General features: G+C 69.5%; 9 protein-coding genes, 1 tRNA gene and 1 rRNA gene. 10 read left to right on the top strand and 1 reads right to left on the bottom strand.

Annotated elements, in window-relative coordinates; genetic code table 11:
* The 3 genes from rrf to ACWDGI_RS38165 all read left to right on the top strand — a co-directional run.
* Positions 1-92: ribosomal RNA gene (gene rrf / locus ACWDGI_RS38175) — 5S ribosomal RNA — on the top strand; the annotation flags it as partial.
* 114 nt (positions 93-206) lie between these two features.
* The gene (locus ACWDGI_RS38170) at positions 207-869 is read left to right on the top strand and encodes a DegT/DnrJ/EryC1/StrS family aminotransferase (RefSeq protein ID WP_360495831.1); all 663 of its coding nucleotides are present in this window, start codon (positions 207-209) and stop codon (positions 867-869) included.
* 76 nt (positions 870-945) lie between these two features.
* Positions 946-1021: transfer RNA gene (locus ACWDGI_RS38165), tRNA-Thr, on the top strand.
* 59 nt (positions 1022-1080) lie between these two features.
* Here ACWDGI_RS38165 and ACWDGI_RS38160 read toward each other — a convergent pair.
* A complete protein-coding gene (locus ACWDGI_RS38160; RefSeq protein ID WP_450767172.1) occupies positions 1081-3837 on the bottom strand; it encodes a SpoIIE family protein phosphatase in 2757 nt (918 codons plus the stop codon).
* A gap of 428 nt (positions 3838-4265) precedes the next feature.
* Between ACWDGI_RS38160 and ACWDGI_RS38155 the strand changes: the two genes are divergently transcribed.
* The 7 genes from ACWDGI_RS38155 (at position 4266) to ACWDGI_RS38125 (ending at position 17701) form a co-directional block, all read left to right on the top strand.
* Positions 4266-9725 carry a HAMP domain-containing protein gene (locus ACWDGI_RS38155; protein WP_450767170.1) on the top strand — a complete coding sequence of 1820 codons (5460 nt, stop codon included), beginning with the start codon at positions 4266-4268 and terminating at the stop codon, positions 9723-9725.
* Between the two features lie 274 nt (positions 9726-9999).
* Complete coding sequence (locus ACWDGI_RS38150) at positions 10000-10680, top strand: response regulator (RefSeq protein WP_450767168.1); 681 nt, start codon at positions 10000-10002, stop codon at positions 10678-10680.
* A gap of 124 nt (positions 10681-10804) precedes the next feature.
* A complete protein-coding gene (locus tag ACWDGI_RS38145; protein WP_450767166.1) occupies positions 10805-13573 on the top strand; it encodes a DNA translocase FtsK in 2769 nt (922 codons plus the stop codon).
* Between the two features lie 276 nt (positions 13574-13849).
* Entirely contained in the window at positions 13850-14692 is an 843-nt protein-coding gene (locus ACWDGI_RS38140; protein WP_450767164.1) for a helix-turn-helix domain-containing protein, read from the top strand.
* A gap of 92 nt (positions 14693-14784) precedes the next feature.
* The gene (rimO, locus tag ACWDGI_RS38135; RefSeq protein ID WP_450767162.1) at positions 14785-16257 is read left to right on the top strand and encodes a 30S ribosomal protein S12 methylthiotransferase RimO; all 1473 of its coding nucleotides are present in this window, start codon (positions 14785-14787) and stop codon (positions 16255-16257) included.
* Positions 16254-17159, top strand: a complete 906-nt coding sequence (gene pgsA, locus ACWDGI_RS38130) for a CDP-diacylglycerol--glycerol-3-phosphate 3-phosphatidyltransferase (protein ID WP_450767160.1) — start codon at positions 16254-16256, stop codon at positions 17157-17159. The genes rimO and pgsA overlap by 4 nt, the downstream gene beginning before the upstream one ends.
* The gene (locus ACWDGI_RS38125; RefSeq protein ID WP_450767159.1) at positions 17156-17701 is read left to right on the top strand and encodes a CinA family protein; all 546 of its coding nucleotides are present in this window, start codon (positions 17156-17158) and stop codon (positions 17699-17701) included. The genes pgsA and ACWDGI_RS38125 overlap by 4 nt, the downstream gene beginning before the upstream one ends.
* Positions 17702-17716 lie beyond the last annotated feature (15 nt).

Raw genomic sequence — 17716 nt, 5'->3', positions numbered from 1 at the left:
CGCCCGGTTACATTCCGAACCCGGAAGCTAAGCCTTACAGCGCCGATGGTACTGCAGGGGGGACCCTGTGGGAGAGTAGGACACCGCCGAACAATTATTCAAAGGGCTGGACCCGGAACTTCCGTTCCGGGTCCAGCCCTTTTTTGGTTTGCGTAACGCAAAGTTCACGTTGCGCGCCGAGCATCGCTGCCATGGGTACTGCTGCAATGCTCAGGGCCGCCGGCGTCGGAGTCGGCGACGAGGTCATCGTGCCGGCCTTCGGGAACGCGGAAGTCGCCGAGGCCGTGACACTCGCCGGCGCGCTTCCGGTGTTCGCCGACATAGATCCGGTGAGCTACTGCCTCGACGTCTCGGCGGTGGAAGCTGCCGTAACTGCCCGGTCCGCGGCCGTGGTTGTCGTACACCGATTCGGACGGTGGGCCGACATCCGGGGGTTGCACGCGCTGGGGCAGCGGCACGGCCTGCTGGTCCTGGAGCAGGGCGAGTCCGAGGCGCCGTACGACGAGATCGCGCAGCGGCGGCAGCGTGCCGCCTACCTCGATGCGAAGCTGCGAGGCGTGCGGACGCCGGACGGCGGCGACGGGCACACCTACCAGCAGTACGTCGTGCGGGTGCCGGGGAACGGCCGGCCCGACCGGGACGCTTTCGCGCGGGCCCTGCGGGGCAAGGGGGTTGACTGCCGGGTGCCGGTGAAGACGCCCGTGCACCGGTTGCCGGAATTCCGGCGTTGCGTCTCGCTGCCGGAGACCGAGCTGGCGGCCGACGGGACGCTGGCGCTGCCCGTGGACGCCTCGTTGACGAAGCGGGAGATGCAGCGGATCGTCTCCGCCTGCAACGCTCTCGGCGGACTGCTCCAGCCGGCCTTCTGAACGAGTTTGGGAACTCGGCTCAGTTCGGGGTATGATCTATTCCGTTGCGGCGGGGGAAACCCCGAAAAGGCAACAGGCCCCTATAGCTCAGTCGGCAGAGCGTCTCCATGGTAAGGAGAAGGTCAACGGTTCGATTCCGTTTGGGGGCTCCAGCAAGAAAAGTCCCGCCCTTTCGGGCGGGACTTTTTTGTGCCCTCTTCCGCCCCCGCCCTCAGTCCTTCTGAAGGCCGGGGACCCGCATCGCGAGAATCGCCATGTCGTCCGACGGAGCGTCGGACGCGAAGCGCTCCACCGCGCGCATGATGCGTGCGGCGACCGCGCCCGCGGTCAGGCCCGTGCAGGTCGTGAGGACGTCCGCGAGACCGTCGTCGCCGAGCATGCGGGTGCCTTCCCGGCGTTCCGTCACGCCGTCCGTGACGCACAGGAGGACATCACCCGGGTCGAGGGTGATCGTCTGCTCGTAGAGTTCCAGGTCCTCGATGACACCGAGCAGCGGCTGGGGTTCGGCGGCGGCCTCCACCGTGCCGTCCTGGCGCAGGCGCAACGGCAGCGGATGGCCGGCGCACACCACCTTCATCTCCGCGCTGCCGTCCTCCTGCGGGCGCATCTCGCCGTACAGGAGGGTCAGGAAGCGGCTGCGGGAGCCCTCGTCCAGGATGGCCGAGTTGAGGCGCTCAAGGACCGCTGGGCCGCTGAGACCCTCCCGGGCCAGGAGCCGGAGCGCGTGCCGCGCCAGGCCCGTCACGGCCGCCGCGTTGGGACCCGTACCGCAGACGTCGCCGATGGCGAAGCCGTACGTGCCGTCGGAGATGGGGAAGACGTCGTAGAAGTCGCCGCCGACCTCGTTGCCCTCGCCGGCCGCGCGGTAGATGACCTCGACCTCGACGCCGTCGATGTGCGGGGTGCCCGGGGGCAGGAGGCTGCGCTGGAGGGCCTGGCTGATGGCCGTGCGCTCCGAGTACAGGCGGGCGTTGTCCAGGGCGAGGGCGGCCCGGCGGGACAGGTCCTCGGCCAGTTCCAGGATTTCCTGGCGGAAGTGTTCGTCGGTGGGCTTGCCCAGGGTGAGCATGCCGATGACGCGGTTGCGGGCCACCAGGGGGAGGACGACGGTCTCGCCGCCCACGGCGGAGGCGGTGGCGAGCGTCGGGCCGATGGCGGAGGAGATCTGGCGGGCGGGGCCGCCGGTCAGGCCCAGGCTGCGCATGGAGCTGCGCAGGGCTGCCTGGTGGGCGTGTTCGCCGGGGGCCGCCCAGACGCGGGCGCCCGGGGTGGGTACCGGGTCCGGCGGGGGCACCTTCGAGAGCAACGACTTGATGCCGTCGATGAGTTCCTCGTCCTCGTGCAGGACGTACGACAGGTAGGGCTCGGAGGCCTGGTCGGCGATCGTGTAGACCGCGCACCAGGTGGCGAGCGTCGGGACCGTCATCTGTGCCATCAGGGCGAGGGTCTGGTCGCGGTCCAGGGTGCCGGCGAGCAGGTCGGAGGCCTCGACGAGGAAACTGAGCGAGCCGCGGCGCAGCCGCTCCAGTTCGCCCAGGCGGGCCGACTCGACGGCGAGGGCGATGCGGTCGGCGGCGAACTGCAGGCGCAGCGCCTCCTCGTTGGAGTATCTGCTCGGGGCCTCCGCGGCGACGCCCAGGGAGCCCGTCAGGCGTCCCTCGACCTTCAGTGGGACCGTGACGACCGAGCGCATGCCGGTGCCGCCCAGCAGGGGGACCGCGCCCGGAACGGCCGTCAGATCCTCGTGGACGGCCGGCATGCGGGCCGAACCGTAGCGGCCGGGGCCGGCTTCGACGGGCACGCGCGCGAAGCGCTGACGGGCGGACGGCAGCCCGGTCGAGGCGCGGACCTCCAACTCGGTCTCGTCGTCGGTCGCCAGGAGCAGGAACGCGGAGTCGCCGTCGAGCATGTCGCGGGCGCGCTCGACCGTGCGCTGGAGGAGGCCGTCGAGGTCGTCGGGGGCCGGCGAGCCGATGAACACCTCGAAGGGGTCGGTGCTCTGGCCGTCGGGGGCACCGCCGCCGTCGGAGGCGGGCAGGCGCAACGGTGTCTGCAGGACGGCGCGTTCGTGGTCGCGCACCAGCAGGCAGACGGTGGAGGGCTCGCCGCCGGTGTCGCGGACCCTCAGGTGCGAGGCGTAGACCGGAGTGACACGGCCGTCGGCGCCCCGGATGCCGTAGCTGCCCTCCCAGCGGGAGAGCTGGAGGGCCTCGGCGACGCCGGTGCCGGTGCCGGGGGTGTGCGGCCAGGCGGCGAGGTCGGTCAGCGGCTTGCCGGTGACCTCGGCGGCGGTGTGGCCGAAGAGTTCCTCGGCGTCCTCGTTCCAGGCCGTGACGGAGCCTTTGCGGTCGATCTGGACGACCGCGACCCGGACCCGGCCGTCCGCGAGGGGCAGCAGGTCGGCGGGGAGGGACGGGCCGGCCGCGCGCGTGCCCACCGGACGCTCGGGGAGATCGATCTGGAACCAGACATTCTTGTACGTGGGCGTGTACTCGACACCCCAGCGGGCGGCGAGGGCCGCACAGAGCTGAAGGCCGCGGCCGCCCTCGCGGTCGGGGCTGCCCATGTTGACGGCGGAGCCCTGGAGCGGGACCTCGCGTTCCGGGTAGCGGTCGGCGACCTCGATGCGCACCCCGTCGTCCGCGCGCAGGCACAGGACGTCGGCGTGGGTGCCCGCGTGCACCACCGCGTTGGTCACCAGTTCGCTGGTGAGGACCACGGCGTCGTCGACGACGTCCGCGAAGCCCCAGCCCTGGAGCGTGTCGCGGACGAAGGCGCGGGCGGTCGCGACCGATCGCCCGACGGGCTCGAAGCTGGCGGCCGCGCGCGCGGTGATCACAGAACTCCTCGACCGGTTCTCGACATGCGGGCTTCCCTGGCCGGTCGGCTCGTGCCGCTGTTGCGGCATCCGCTCGCCCGTGGGCCGTGGCTCCGGGGTGTGTCCCCCGGGGATCACTCCGGTGGTCATGGTCTGCGGCCGCCCCTCCGAATGCCCGCTCGTTCTCGTGCCACCGCCCAGGCCGAACAAACCGGCGCGGCTGGACAGCCGCATGCAAGGTTACTTACCTTCGCCGTCCGAGCGGATGCCGGTCGCCAGTGTTTACGCCCCAGGGTGTGCGGACGATGTGCGAAGCTGCCGAACTGTTATGGCCTGGTTCGGACAGGGTGAAACACTGGGCAAGCTTCTGATGAAGGTACGGGCAGGCTGAGTGCGTTGCGTGTACGGCGGGCAGCAGCCCCTGGTGTGGCCGGATCCGATCTGGCAGAAATACGCAGCAGTAACGGGTACGCGGCAGTAACGGGTACGCCGGAGTAGGCGGTACGCCCACTACGGCGGCATCCGGGCACAGTGGTACGGGCACAGTGGTAACGGTCGACCCCTGCGGGAGGGACACAGTGGAGTCTGGCGCAGCGGCGCGGGGCACTAAGGCGCGCGCGAAAGGCGGACCGTCCCTGAGCAGGCAGCGGGGCGGTGACGGGACCACGGCGGTGGACACGGCTGCCCTGAACCGGCTGGTGGTGGCTCTCGAGGCGATGCGCGACGGGAACTTCCGCAAGCGGCTCACGGTGTCCGGTGACGGCGTGATGTCGGAGATCGCGGCGGTCTTCAACGAGGTCGCCGACCGTAATCTCCACCTCACGGGTGAGCTGTCACGGGTGCGGCGGGTCGTCGGACGTGAGGGAAAACTCACGGAACGGCTGGAGACGGGTGCCTGTGAAGGCTCCTGGGCGACCGCCGTGGACAACTCCAACGCCCTTGTCGACGACCTCGTGCGGCCGGTCTCCGAGGTGGGCCGGGTCCTGACGGCGGTGGCCGAGGGTGACCTGTCGCCGCGGATGGATCTGCGGTCGCCGTCGGTGGACGGGGCCGGGCACCCGCTGCGCGGTGAGTTCCTGAAGGTCGGCCGGACCGTCAACAACCTGGTGGACCAGCTGTCGACGTTCACCGACGAGGTCACGCGCGTGGCCAGCGAGGTGGGTACCGAGGGCAAGCTGGGCGGACAGGCCCGGGTGCGCGGTATGTCCGGTTCGTGGCGGGATCTCACGGACTCGGTCAACACGATGGCGTACCGGCTCACGGCCCAGGTACGGGACATCGCGCTGGTGACGACCGCGGTCGCCAAGGGTGATCTGTCCCGGAAGGTCACGGTTCAGGTGGCCGGCGAGATGCTGGAGCTGAAGGAAACCGTCAACACGATGGTGGACCAGCTGTCGGCCTTCTCCTCCGAGGTGACCCGGGTCGCCCGTGAGGTGGGCACGGACGGCATCCTGGGCGGCCAGGCGCACGTGCCCGGGGTCGCCGGCACGTGGAAGGAGCTCACCGACTCCGTCAACACCATGGCGGGCAATCTGACCGCCCAGGTGCGCGGGATCTCCGAGGTGACCACCGCGGTCGCCAGCGGTGACCTGTCGCGCAAGGTGACGGTCCCGGCGCGCGGTGAGGTCGCGCAGCTCGCCGAGACGATCAACCAGATGACCGAGACGCTGCGGATCTTCGCGGACGAGGTCACGCGCGTGGCCAACGAGGTCGGTGCCGAGGGGCAGCTCGGCGGACAGGCGAACGTGCCGGGCGCGGCGGGCACCTGGAAGGACCTGACGGACTCCGTCAACACGGTCTTCCGGAACCTGACCACCCAGGTGCGGGACATCGCCGCGGTGACGACGGCGGTGGCCAACGGTGACCTGTCGCAGAAGGTCACCGTGGACGTGGCCGGCGAGATGCTGGAGCTGAAGAACACCGTCAACGGCATGGTCGACCAGCTGTCGTCGTTCGGTGCCGAGGTCACCCGCGTGGCCCGGGAGATCGGTGTCGAGGGTGAACTGGGCGGCCAGGCCCAGGTGGCCGGGGCCGCCGGCACCTGGAAGGACCTGACCGACTCCGTCAACACCGCTTTCCGCAACCTCACCGGCCAGGTGCGCAACATCGCCCAGGTGACGACGGCGGTGGCCAACGGCGACCTCTCGCAGAAGGTCACGGTCGACGTCTCCGGTGAGATGCTCCAGCTGAAGAACACCGTGAACACGATGGTGGACCAGCTCTCCAGCTTCGCCGACCAGGTGACGCGGATGGCGAGGGACGTGGGCACGGAGGGCCGCCTCGGCGGTCAGGCCCGCGTGGACGGCGTCTCGGGCACCTGGAAGGAGCTCACGGACTCCGTCAACTTCATGGCCGGCAACCTCACCTCGCAGGTACGGCAGATCGCCCAGGTGACGACGGCGGTGGCACGGGGCGACCTGTCCCAGAAGATCGACGTCGACGCGCGCGGCGAGATCCTCGAGCTCAAGAGCACGATCAACACGATGGTCGATCAGCTTTCCGCCTTCGCCGACCAGGTCACCAAGGTGGCCCGTGAGGTGGGTACGGAGGGCCGGCTCGGCGGTCAGGCACAGGTGCCCGGTGTGGCCGGGGTGTGGCGGGACCTGACGGACTCGGTGAACGGCATGGCCGGCAACCTCACCGCGCAGGTGCGCAACATCGCCCAGGTGGCGACCGCGGTGGCCCGGGGTGACCTGTCCCAGAAGATCACCGTGGACGCGCGCGGTGAGATCCAGGAGTTGAAGAACACCCTGAACACGATGGTCGACCAGCTGTCGTCGTTCGCCCAGGAGGTCACGCGCGTGGCGCGCGAGGTGGGCACCGAGGGCATCCTGGGCGGCCAGGCCGAGGTGCAGGGGGTGGCGGGCACCTGGAAGGACCTCACCCAGTCCGTGAACTTCATGGCGAACAACCTGACCATCCAGGTCCGCAACATCGCCGAGGTCACGACGGCGGTCGCCAAGGGCGACCTGTCGAAGAAGATCACCGTGGACGCGAAGGGCGAGATCCTCGAACTCGTCACGACCGTCAACACGATGGTCGACCAGCTGTCCAGCTTCGCCGAGCAGGTGACCCGGGTGGCCCGTGAGGTGGGCACCGAGGGCATCCTGGGCGGTCAGGCGCACGTTCCGGGTGTCACGGGCATCTGGAAGGACCTCAGCAACAACGTGAACCTGATGGCCAACAACCTGACCATGCAGGTGCGGAACATCTCCCAGGTGTCGGCGGCGGTCGCCAACGGCGACCTGACCCGGCAGGTGACCATCGAGGCGAGCGGTGAGGTGGCCCAGCTCGCCGACACCATCAACACGATGGTCAAGACGCTGAGTTCGTTCGCCGACCAGGTCACCAAGGTGGCCCGTGAGGTGGGCACGGACGGCATTCTGGGCGGTCAGGCCCACGTTCCGGGTGTGGCGGGTACGTGGAAGGACCTCACCGAGTCGGTGAACGGGATGGCGTCCAACCTGACCGGCCAGGTGCGCAACATCGCGATGGTCACCACGGCCATCGCCAAGGGCGACCTGACCAAGAAGATCGACATCGACGCCCGCGGCGAGATCCTCGAACTCAAGACGACGATCAACACGATGGTCGACCAGCTGTCCAGCTTCGCCGAGGAGGTCACCCGGGTGGCCCGCGAGGTGGGCACCGAGGGGCAGCTGGGCGGTCAGGCACGCGTGCGTGACGTGGACGGCACCTGGCGGGACCTCACCGAGTCGGTGAACGAGATGGCCGGGAACCTGACCCGGCAGGTGCGTGCCATCGCGCGCGTGGCGACCGCGGTGACCCGCGGCGACCTGAACCTGAAGATCGACGTGGACGCCTCCGGCGAGATCCAGGAACTCCAGGACTACATCAACAAGATGATCGCCAACCTGCGTGACACCACGGTCGCCAACCAGGAGCAGGACTGGCTCAAGGGCAACCTGGCGCGTATCTCGGCGCTGATGCAGGGCCGCCGCGACCTGGCGGACGTGGCCTCGCTGATCATGAGCGAGCTGACGCCGGTGGTCACCGCGCAGCACGGCGCGTTCTTCATGGCGATGCCCCTGGTCGACGGCAAGGACCTGAGCGCGGAGACCGAGGAGGCCTACGAGCTGCGCATGCAGGGGTCGTACGGCTACTCGATGGGCTCCATGCCGACGTCGTTCCGGCCCGGTGAGGCGCTGATCGGCACGGCCGCCCAGGAGAAGCGCACGATCCTGGTGGAGAAGGCGCCCACCGGCTACCTGAAGATCTCCTCCGGGCTCGGGGAGGCCCCGCCGGCGCAGGTGATCGTGCTTCCGGTGCTGTTCGAGGGCAACGTCCTCGGGGTGATCGAGCTGGCGTCCTTCACGCCGTTCACCCAGATCCAGAAGGACTTCCTCAACCAGATCGCGGAGATGATCGCGACCAGCGTCAACACCATCTCCGTCAACACCAAGACCGAGGTGCTGCTGAAGCAGTCGCAGGAGCTGACCGAGCAGCTGCGGGAGCGGTCGGCGGAGCTGGAGAACCGGCAGAAGGCCCTTCAGGCGTCCAACGCCGAACTGGAGGAGAAGGCCGAGCTGCTGGCCCAGCAGAACCGCGACATCGAGGTGAAGAACACCGAGATCGAGGAGGCCAGGCAGGTCCTGGAGGAGCGTGCCGAGCAACTCGCCGTCTCCATGCGCTACAAGAGCGAGTTCCTCGCCAACATGTCGCACGAGCTGCGCACCCCGCTCAACTCGCTGCTGATCCTGGCCAAGCTGCTCGCCGACAACGCCGAGGGCAATCTCTCCCCGAAGCAGGTGGAGTTCGCCGAGACCATCCACGGCGCGGGATCCGACCTGCTTCAGCTGATCAACGACATCCTCGACCTGTCGAAGGTCGAGGCGGGCAAGATGGACGTCTCCCCGACGCGTATCGCGCTGGTCCAGCTGGTGGACTACGTGGAGGCCACCTTCCGGCCGCTGACCGCGGAGAAGGGCCTGGACCTGTCGGTACGGGTCTCCCCGGAGCTGCCCGCCACCCTGCACACCGACGAACAGCGGCTCCTTCAGGTGCTGCGCAACCTGCTGTCCAACGCGGTGAAGTTCACCGACTCCGGCTCCGTGGAGCTGGTGATCCGGCCGGCGAGCGGCGATGTGCCGGTGGGGATCAGGGAGCAGCTCCTGGAGGCCGGCTCGCTCAGCGATCCGGACGCGCCGCTGATCGCGTTCTCGGTCACCGACACCGGGATCGGCATCGCGGCCAGCAAGATGCGGGTCATCTTCGAGGCGTTCAAGCAGGCCGACGGCACGACCAGCCGCAAGTACGGCGGTACGGGCCTCGGTCTGTCGATCTCGCGGGAGATCGCGCAGCTGCTGGGCGGTGAGATCCACGCGCAGAGCGAACCGGGCCGTGGCTCGACGTTCACGCTGTACCTGCCGCTGCACCCCAGCGAACTGCCGCCGCAGGGCTACCAGCAGTCCGTGCCGGCGCTGGAGGCCGGGGACCTGGTCGCCTCGCAGAACCGCGGCTCGGAGCTGTCCGGTGTGGAGATCGAGACGCCGGCCGAGGTGAAGTCGTACCAGGAGACCCAGAACGGCGCCGCGGCGCTCTTCCGGCGCCGCCGCCGGGCCATCCCGCAGATCGCCGAGTCGTGGCCGGTGCTGGCCGAGCAGGAGGCGATGGCTCCGGCGCCGCGCCGGGGCGTACGGTTCACCGGGGAGAAGGTGCTGATCGTCGACGACGACATCCGCAACGTCTTCGCGCTCACCAGCGTCCTGGAGCAGCACGGCCTGTCGGTGCTGTACGCCGAGAACGGCCGCGAGGGCATCGAGGTCCTGGAGCAGCACGACGATGTCGCGGTCGTTCTGATGGACATCATGATGCCCGAGATGGACGGCTATGCGACGACCACGGCGATCCGTCGGATGCCGCAGTTCGCCGGGCTGCCGATCATCGCGTTGACCGCGAAGGCGATGAAGGGCGACCGTGAGAAGGCGATCGAGTCCGGAGCTTCCGACTACGTCACCAAGCCGGTCGACCCCGATCACCTGCTGGCGGTGATGGAGAAGTGGATGCGCGAGGAGTGACCGGAACGGGCGGGTGTGATGTGAACGTTTCGGGAACCTTCCGTGTGCACGGGGAGTTGCTGACTCAGGGTTGTCGAACCCGTGTAGAAGTGCGGGATTGGGGGAACCTTCTGGTCCCCGGCTGCGTTTCTGCTACGTGCACAGTGACATCGCGGTGACAGGGTGTGGCGACAGGCGGGGTGCGGCTACCATGACCGGCACAAGGACGGGCGGCGAAAGGGAGTCGTCCTCTGGGGCGGCGCCCGGTGCACATCCGGGGCGAGGAGGGCGGGCCATGGTGCAGAAGGCCAAGATCCTCCTGGTCGATGACCGGCCGGAGAATCTGCTGGCGCTGGAGGCCATCCTCTCTGCGCTCGATCAGACACTGGTGCGGGCATCGTCCGGGGAGGAAGCACTCAAGGCACTGCTCACGGACGACTTCGCGGTCATTCTGCTGGACGTCCAGATGCCGGGCATGGACGGTTTCGAAACCGCGGCGCACATCAAGCGGCGGGAGCGGACCCGGGACATCCCGATCATCTTCCTCACCGCCATCAACCACGGCCCGCACCACACCTTCCGGGGTTACGCGGCCGGCGCGGTGGACTACATCTCCAAGCCCTTCGACCCGTGGGTGCTGCGCGCCAAGGTCTCGGTGTTCGTCGAGCTGTATATGAAGAACTGCCAGCTCCGTGAGCAGGCGGCGCTGCTTCGCCTGCAGTTGGAGGGCGGCGGCAAGGGCCCCGTCGCCGGCAAGGAGTCCGCGGGGCTGCTCGCCGAGCTCTCCGCGCGGCTGGCGGCCGTCGAGGAGCAGGCCGAGGCGCTGTCCAAGCAGCTGGACGACGAGTCCGCGGACGCGGCGGCGGTGGCCACGGCCGCCCATCTGGAGCGCAAACTCACCGGCCTGCGCCGGGCGCTGGACGCTCTCGAACCGGGCACCGGCGGCGGCGCTCCACCGCTTCCCTCGCAGAACTGACCACGGCGGCGGCCGCAGTTGCCCGTGAGAGTGCGTCAGTTCCGTGCCCCCACCGGGGCGACACGAACGGGTGAAGCAGTGGGCACACGTGTCCCCTGTCGCATCCCCCGGTAACCTCACACCCATGGCCTCACGTCCCTCGGCAGCCAAGAAGCAGCCCCCGAAGAAGGCCGCTCCCTCCAAGGCGCCGGCGAAAAGGGTCGCCGCGAAGAAAGCCCCGGCCAAGAAGGCGCCCGCCAAGAGGGCCGCGGCGAAGAAGGCCGCGCCGGCGCCCAGGCCGGCGCCCAGCCCGACCGGGGGCGTCTACCGCCTGGTGCGCGCCCTCTGGCTCGGCCTCGCGCACGCCGTCGGCGCCGTCTTCCGCGGCATAGGACAGGGAGCCAGGAACCTGGACCCGGCCCACCGCAAGGACGGCGTCGCACTGCTCCTGCTGGGTATCGCCCTGATCGTCGCCGCCGGCACCTGGGCCGACCTGCGCGGCCCGGTCGGCGACCTGGTGGAGATCCTGGTCACCGGTGCCTTCGGCCGCCTCGACCTGCTGGTGCCGATACTGCTCGCGGCGATCGCCGTACGGTTCATGCGCCACCCCGAGCAGCCGGAGGCCAACGGCCGGATCGTGATCGGCCTGTCCGCGCTCGTCATCGGCGTGCTCGGCCAGGTCCACATCGCCTGCGGCTCGCCCGCGCGCAGCGACGGCATGCAGGGCATAAGGGACGCCGGCGGCCTCATCGGCTGGGCGGCGGCGACCCCGCTGACGTACACCATGACCGAGGTCCTCGCCGTACCGCTGCTGGCGCTGCTCACGGTCTTCGGGCTGCTCGTCGTCACCGCGACCCCGGTGAACGCCATCCCGCAGCGGCTGCGCGCGCTCGGCATCCGCCTCGGGCTGCTGCACGACCCCGAACCCGACGAGTACGGCGAGTACGGCGAGCCCACCGACGACGAGCGCTACGACGAGCAGTGGCGCGAGGCGCTGCCCGCGCGCTCGCGCAGGCGTTCCGGCGCCCCTCAGGAGTACGACCCGGACGTCGCCGAGCAGGAGGCCCTCGCCAAGCGCCGGGGCCGTCCGCGGCGCTCCGCCGTGCCGCAGCCCGAGATGGGCCGTCAGATGGACGCCGTGGACGTCGCCGCGGCGGCCGCCGCCGCGCTCGACGGGGCGGTCATGCACGGAATGCCGCCCTCGCCGCTCGTCGCCGACCTCACCCAGGGCGTCAGCGTCGGCGACCGCGAGGACACCACGCCCACCCCCGTGCCGGCCCCCGGCCCGAGTCCGAGCTCCAGCCCGACTCCGGTCCCGGCCGCGCGGCCCAAGCAGGAGAAGCTCAAGGTCGAACCGGTCGTCGCCGACCTGACCAAACCGGCCCCCGAGAAGCCCCGCGACCTGCCGCCGCGCGCCGAGCAGCTCCAGCTCTCCGGCGACATCACCTACTCGCTGCCCTCCCTGGACCTGCTCACCCGGGGCGGCCCGGGCAAGTCGCGCAGCGAGGCCAACGACAAGGTCGTCGCCTCGCTCTCCAACGTCTTCTCCGAGTTCAAGGTCGACGCGCGCGTCACCGGCTTCACCCGCGGCCCGACGGTCACCCGGTACGAGATCGAGCTCGGCCCCGCCGTCAAGGTCGAGCGGATCACCGCCCTCACCAAGAACATCGCGTACGCCGTCGCCAGCCCGGACGTGCGGATCATCAGCCCGATCCCCGGCAAGTCCGCGGTCGGCATCGAGATCCCCAACACCGACCGGGAGATGGTCAACCTCGGTGACGTGCTGCGGCTCGCCGAGTCCGCCGAGGACGACGACCCGATGCTGGTCGCCTTCGGCAAGGACGTCGAGGGCGGCTACGTCATGCACTCGCTGGCGAAGATGCCGCACATGCTCGTCGCCGGCGCCACCGGCTCCGGCAAGTCGTCCTGCATCAACTGCCTGATCACCTCGGTCATGATGCGGGCGACCCCGGAGGACGTCCGGATGGTCCTGGTCGACCCCAAGCGGGTCGAGCTGACCGCCTACGAGGGCATCCCGCACCTGATCACGCCGATCATCACCAACCCGAAACGGGCCGCCGAGGCGCTCCAGTGGGTCGTACGCGAGATGGACCTGCGCTACGACGACCTGGCGGCGTTCGGGTACCGGCACATCGACGACTTCAACCAGGCCATCCGTGACGGCAAGCTGAAGACGCCGGAGGGCAGCGAGCGGGAGCTCAAGACCTATCCGTATCTCCTGGTGATCGTCGACGAGCTCGCCGACCTGATGATGGTCGCGCCCCGGGACGTCGAGGACTCGATCGTGCGCATCACGCAGCTGGCGCGGGCGGCCGGCATCCACCTGGTGCTCGCCACCCAGCGCCCGTCGGTCGACGTGGTCACCGGCCTCATCAAGGCGAACGTGCCCTCCCGGCTCGCCTTCGCCACCTCCTCGCTCGCCGACAGCCGCGTCATCCTCGACCAGCCCGGCGCCGAGAAACTCATCGGCAAGGGCGATGGGCTCTTCCTGCCGATGGGGGCGAACAAGCCGACCCGTATGCAGGGCGCGTTCGTCACCGAAGAAGAGGTCGCGGTGATCGTCCAGCACTGCAAGGACCAGATGGCGCCGGTCTTCCGGGACGACGTCACCGTGGGCACCAAGCAGAAGAAGGAGATCGACGAGGACATCGGCGACGACCTCGACCTGCTGTGCCAGGCCGCCGAGCTGGTCGTCTCCACGCAGTTCGGCTCCACCTCCATGCTCCAGCGCAAGCTGCGGGTGGGCTTCGCCAAGGCGGGCCGGCTCATGGACCTCATGGAGTCGCGCGGGGTGGTCGGGCCCAGCGAAGGGTCCAAGGCGCGCGACGTTCTGGTGAAACCCGATGAGCTGGACGGAGTGCTTGCTGTGATCCGTGGGGAGTCTGAGGGGTAGGTCTGTTTCAGGGCTTCGGGCGCCTGTAGGCCGGGTGGAGGCATGTCGTGATCCACCCGTTAGAGACCGTCGGGCAACCGTTTCCCTTTGACGTACGTCAAGTTGAGCGAGAGGAAAGGTGTGTACCCCACCCTGGGGCGCACGCCTGACCCGTCATCGGGATGCCGGGCCATACCGATGGCGTACAAAGTCCCACCGCCCGGTTGCCCCACCCTTTCGTACCCCCCATAGACTGAACTTCCAGCACAGGTGGCTACACGCTCGAAAGGCGCCCCCGTGTCCATCGGCAGCAACTCCCCTGAAGACGAGCGTCCGTTCCCAGACGTGTCCGAGGAAAACCGCCCCTCCGTAGGCCGAGCCCTCAAGCAGGCCCGCATCGCCGCCGGGCTGACCGTCGACGAGATCAGCGGGAGCACCCGGGTCCGCATCGCCATCGTGCACGCCATCGAGGCCGACGACTTCGCCCCCTGCGGCGGCGACGTCTACGCCCGCGGGCACATCAGGACCCTCGCCAAGGCCGTCGGCCTCGACCCCGAACCGCTGCTGGCGCAGTTCGCGGCCGAACACGGTGGTGGGCGGCCCGCGCCGACGCCCGCCGCCCCGCTGTTCGAGGCGGAACGTATCCGCCCCGAGCGCCGAGGACCCAACTGGACGGCGGCCATGGTCGCCGCGATCGTCGTCGTGATCGGTTTCGTCGGCTTCACCGCCTTCAAGGGCGGCAACGGCGACGACGCCAAGCAGTCGGTCGCCGAGGGGGCCTCCCCGACGACCAGCAAGCCGGCCTCGCCGACCCCGAAGGAAAGCAAGCCCGGCAAGACCCCCGAGCCCTCCGACAGCGCGATCGCCGCCGCACCCCAGGACAAGGTCACCGTCCAGGTCAGCGCGACGAACGGACGCAGCTGGATCTCGGCCAAGGACCACAACGGCCGGATGCTCTTCGACGGGCTGCTGAAGAAGGGCGAATCCAAGACCTTCCAGGACAGCACCAAGATCAACCTGATCCTCGGCGACGCCGGAGCCATACAGCTCTACGTCAACGGCAAGAAGATCGAGGACCAGTTCCGGCCCGGAGCCGTGGAGCGCCTGACCTACACCAAGGGCGACCCGGAAGTCGGATAATCGTTCGGATCGAGCGCGTACTCAAGGGGTTGGCCATGATCGGCCAGCCCCTTCGACGTGGGGTGTCGGTGGGACGAAGTAGTCTTGAGCCCATGCCTGAACGCCGTACCGTCGCACTAGTCACTCTCGGCTGCGCCCGTAACGAGGTGGACTCGGAGGAGCTCGCAGGCCGTTTGGAGGCGGACGGCTGGCAGCTCGTCGAGGACGCCGAGCACGCGGATGTCGCCGTGGTCAACACCTGTGGATTCGTCGAGGCCGCCAAGAAGGACTCCGTCGACGCCCTCCTCGAGGCCAACGATCTCAAGGGGCACGGCAGAACCCAGGCCGTCGTGGCGGTGGGCTGCATGGCCGAGCGGTACGGCAAGGAGCTCGCCGAGGCGCTGCCGGAGGCGGACGGCGTCCTCGGCTTCGACGACTACGCCGACATCTCCGACCGCCTCCAGACCATCCTCAACGGCGGCATCCACGCCTCGCACACCCCGCGTGACCGCCGCAAGCTGCTTCCCGTCAGCCCGGCCGAGCGGCAGGACTCCGCCGCCGCGGTGGCACTGCCCGGGCACGGCCCGTCCGACCTCCCGGAGGGCCTTGCGCCCGCCTCCGGCCCGCGCGCACCCCTGCGCCGCAGGCTGGACGGCGCCCCGGTCGCCTCGGTCAAGCTCGCCTCCGGCTGCGACCGGCGCTGCTCCTTCTGCGCCATCCCCTCCTTCCGCGGCTCCTTCATCTCCCGCCGCCCCAGCGACGTGCTGAACGAGACCCGCTGGCTCGCCGAGCAGGGTGTGAAGGAGGTCATGCTGGTCTCCGAGAACAACACCTCCTACGGCAAGGACCTCGGCGACATCCGCCTCCTCGAGTCCCTGCTGCCGGAGCTGGCCGAGGTCGACGGCATCGAGCGGGTGCGCGTCAGCTACCTCCAGCCGGCCGAGATGCGCCCCGGCCTGATCGACGTCCTCACCTCCACACCGAACGTCGTCCCGTACTTCGACCTGTCCTTCCAGCACTCCGCCCCCGGCGTGCTGCGGGCCATGCGCCGTTTCGGCGACACCGACCGCTTCCTGGAACTGCTCGACACCATCAGGTCCAAGGCACCGCAGGCCGGCGTCCGCTCCAACTTCATCGTCGGCTTCCCCGGCGAGTCCGCGTCCGACCTGGCCGAGCTGGAGCGTTTCCTGAACGGCGCGCGGCTCGACGCGATCGGCGTCTTCGGGTACTCCGACGAGGAGGGCACCGAGGCCGCCACCTACGAGAACAAGCTGGAAGAGGACCTTGTCGCCGAGCGGCTCGCGCGGGTCTCCCGGCTCGCCGAGGAACTCGTCTCGCAGCGGGCCGAGGAGCGCGTCGGCGAGACCGTGCACGTCCTCGTGGAATCCGTCGACGGCGAGGACGGCGTCTACGGCCGGGCGGCCCACCAGGCGCCGGAGACGGACGGGCAGGTGCTGCTCACGAGCGGCGCAGGACTGCGCGTCGGCCGTATCGTCGAGGCGAAGGTGGTCGGTACGGAGGGTGTCGACCTGGTTGCCGAGCCGCTGCAGGGCTCGCCCGCGTGGAGTGAGGAGGCCGGCAGATGACCGGAGTCCCGGCGTCCGCCGCGGGCGGCTCCTCCGGCGCACCGGGCGCCGTCCCGGGCTCCGCCGCCACCTCCGGTGCCGCTCCGGATCTCTCCGCTCCTGATCTGTCCGGTCCGCAGGACGCCGGTGTCGAGAATGCTGGTCCGCAGAACGCCGGTGCCGAGGGTCAGGGTGTCGGGAACGCCGGTGCCACGGGTTCCTCGGGTGCCGAGCACGCTGGTGCCCCGAGCGTCGGTGTCGAGGGGTCCGGTTCCGGTTCCCGTGACGGCGAGCGGCCCGTGCGGGGCGGGAAGATCGCCGCTGCCGCCGTCAACCAGGCCAGCCTGTGGAACGTCGCCAATCTGCTGACCATGCTCCGGCTGGTCCTGGTCCCCGGCTTCGTCGCCCTGATGCTGGCCGGCGGCGGATACGACCCGGCCTGGCGCTCGCTCGCCTGGGCCGCCTTCGCCATCGCCATGATCACCGACCTGTTCGACGGCCATCTGGCGCGTACCTACGACCTGGTCACCGACTTCGGGAAGATCGCCGACCCCATCGCCGACAAGGCGATCATGGGGGCGGCGCTGATCTGTCTCTCCTCGCTCGGCGATCTGCCCTGGTGGGTGACGGTCGTGATCCTCGGCCGGGAACTCGGGATCACCCTGCTGCGTTTCCTGGTCATCCGCTACGGCGTGATCCCGGCCAGCCGCGGCGGCAAGCTCAAGACCCTCACCCAGGGCGTGGCCGTGGGGATGTACGTGCTGGCACTGACGGGGTGGCTGGCAACGCTGAGGTTCTGGGTGATGGCCGCGGCCGTCGTGCTGACGGTCCTGACGGGCCTCGACTATGTGAGACAGGCCATTGTGCTGCGGCGGCAGGGAATCGCCGAGCGCGCAGCGGCGTTGGAGGAGACGGAAGCGTGAATTCCACGGCCGCCGAACTGGTGCGACTACTGACGGTGAGGGGTCAGACCCTGGCTGTCGCCGAGTCGCTGACCGGCGGCCTGGTAGCGGCGGAGATCACCACGGTCCCTGGGGCGTCCAAGGCGTTCCGGGGTTCGGTCACCGCTTACGCCACCGAGCTCAAGCACGACGTGCTGGGTGTGGACGCCACTCTGCTGGCCCAGCAGGGCGCGGTGGATCCGCAGGTCGCGGCCCAGATGGCGGCCGGAGTGCGGCAGGCGCTGGGCGCCGACTGGGGTCTTGCGACCACCGGGGTCGCCGGCCCCGAACCTCAGGACGGCCGTCCGGTCGGCACGGTTTTCGTCGCCGTCGACGGCCCCTTCGCAGCAGGTTCCGGTTCTGCCGCTGGCGGAAAAGTGGAGGCCCTGCGGTTGAACGGCGACCGTGCGGAAATTCGTAGAGAGAGTGTACGGAGCGTGCTCGCACTGCTTCTGAGGGAGCTTGCGAGCGAACAGACCGGGAATGAGCGGACACAGGATACGGAACAGAACGGGGGGTTTTGATGTTTGCAGCCCTGA

Source organism: Streptomyces sp. NPDC001220, assembly GCF_053597895.1.
This window is presented reverse-complemented; position numbering and strand designations above follow the sequence as displayed.

What these genes read in the sequence shown, in the direction of transcription:
- ACWDGI_RS38145 (WP_450767166.1), top strand. Translation starts at nt 10,805, where the DNA reads ATGGCCTCACGTCCCTCGGCAGCCAAGAAGCAGCCCCCGAAGAAGGCC.
- rimO (WP_450767162.1), top strand. Translation starts at nt 14,785, where the DNA reads ATGCCTGAACGCCGTACCGTCGCACTAGTCACTCTCGGCTGCGCCCGT.
- pgsA (WP_450767160.1), top strand. Translation starts at nt 16,254, where the DNA reads ATGACCGGAGTCCCGGCGTCCGCCGCGGGCGGCTCCTCCGGCGCACCG.
- ACWDGI_RS38160 (WP_450767172.1), bottom strand. Translation starts at nt 3,837, where the DNA reads ATGACCACCGGAGTGATCCCCGGGGGACACACCCCGGAGCCACGGCCC.
- ACWDGI_RS38170 (WP_360495831.1), top strand. Translation starts at nt 207, where the DNA reads ATGCTCAGGGCCGCCGGCGTCGGAGTCGGCGACGAGGTCATCGTGCCG.
- ACWDGI_RS38150 (WP_450767168.1), top strand. Translation starts at nt 10,000, where the DNA reads ATGGTGCAGAAGGCCAAGATCCTCCTGGTCGATGACCGGCCGGAGAAT.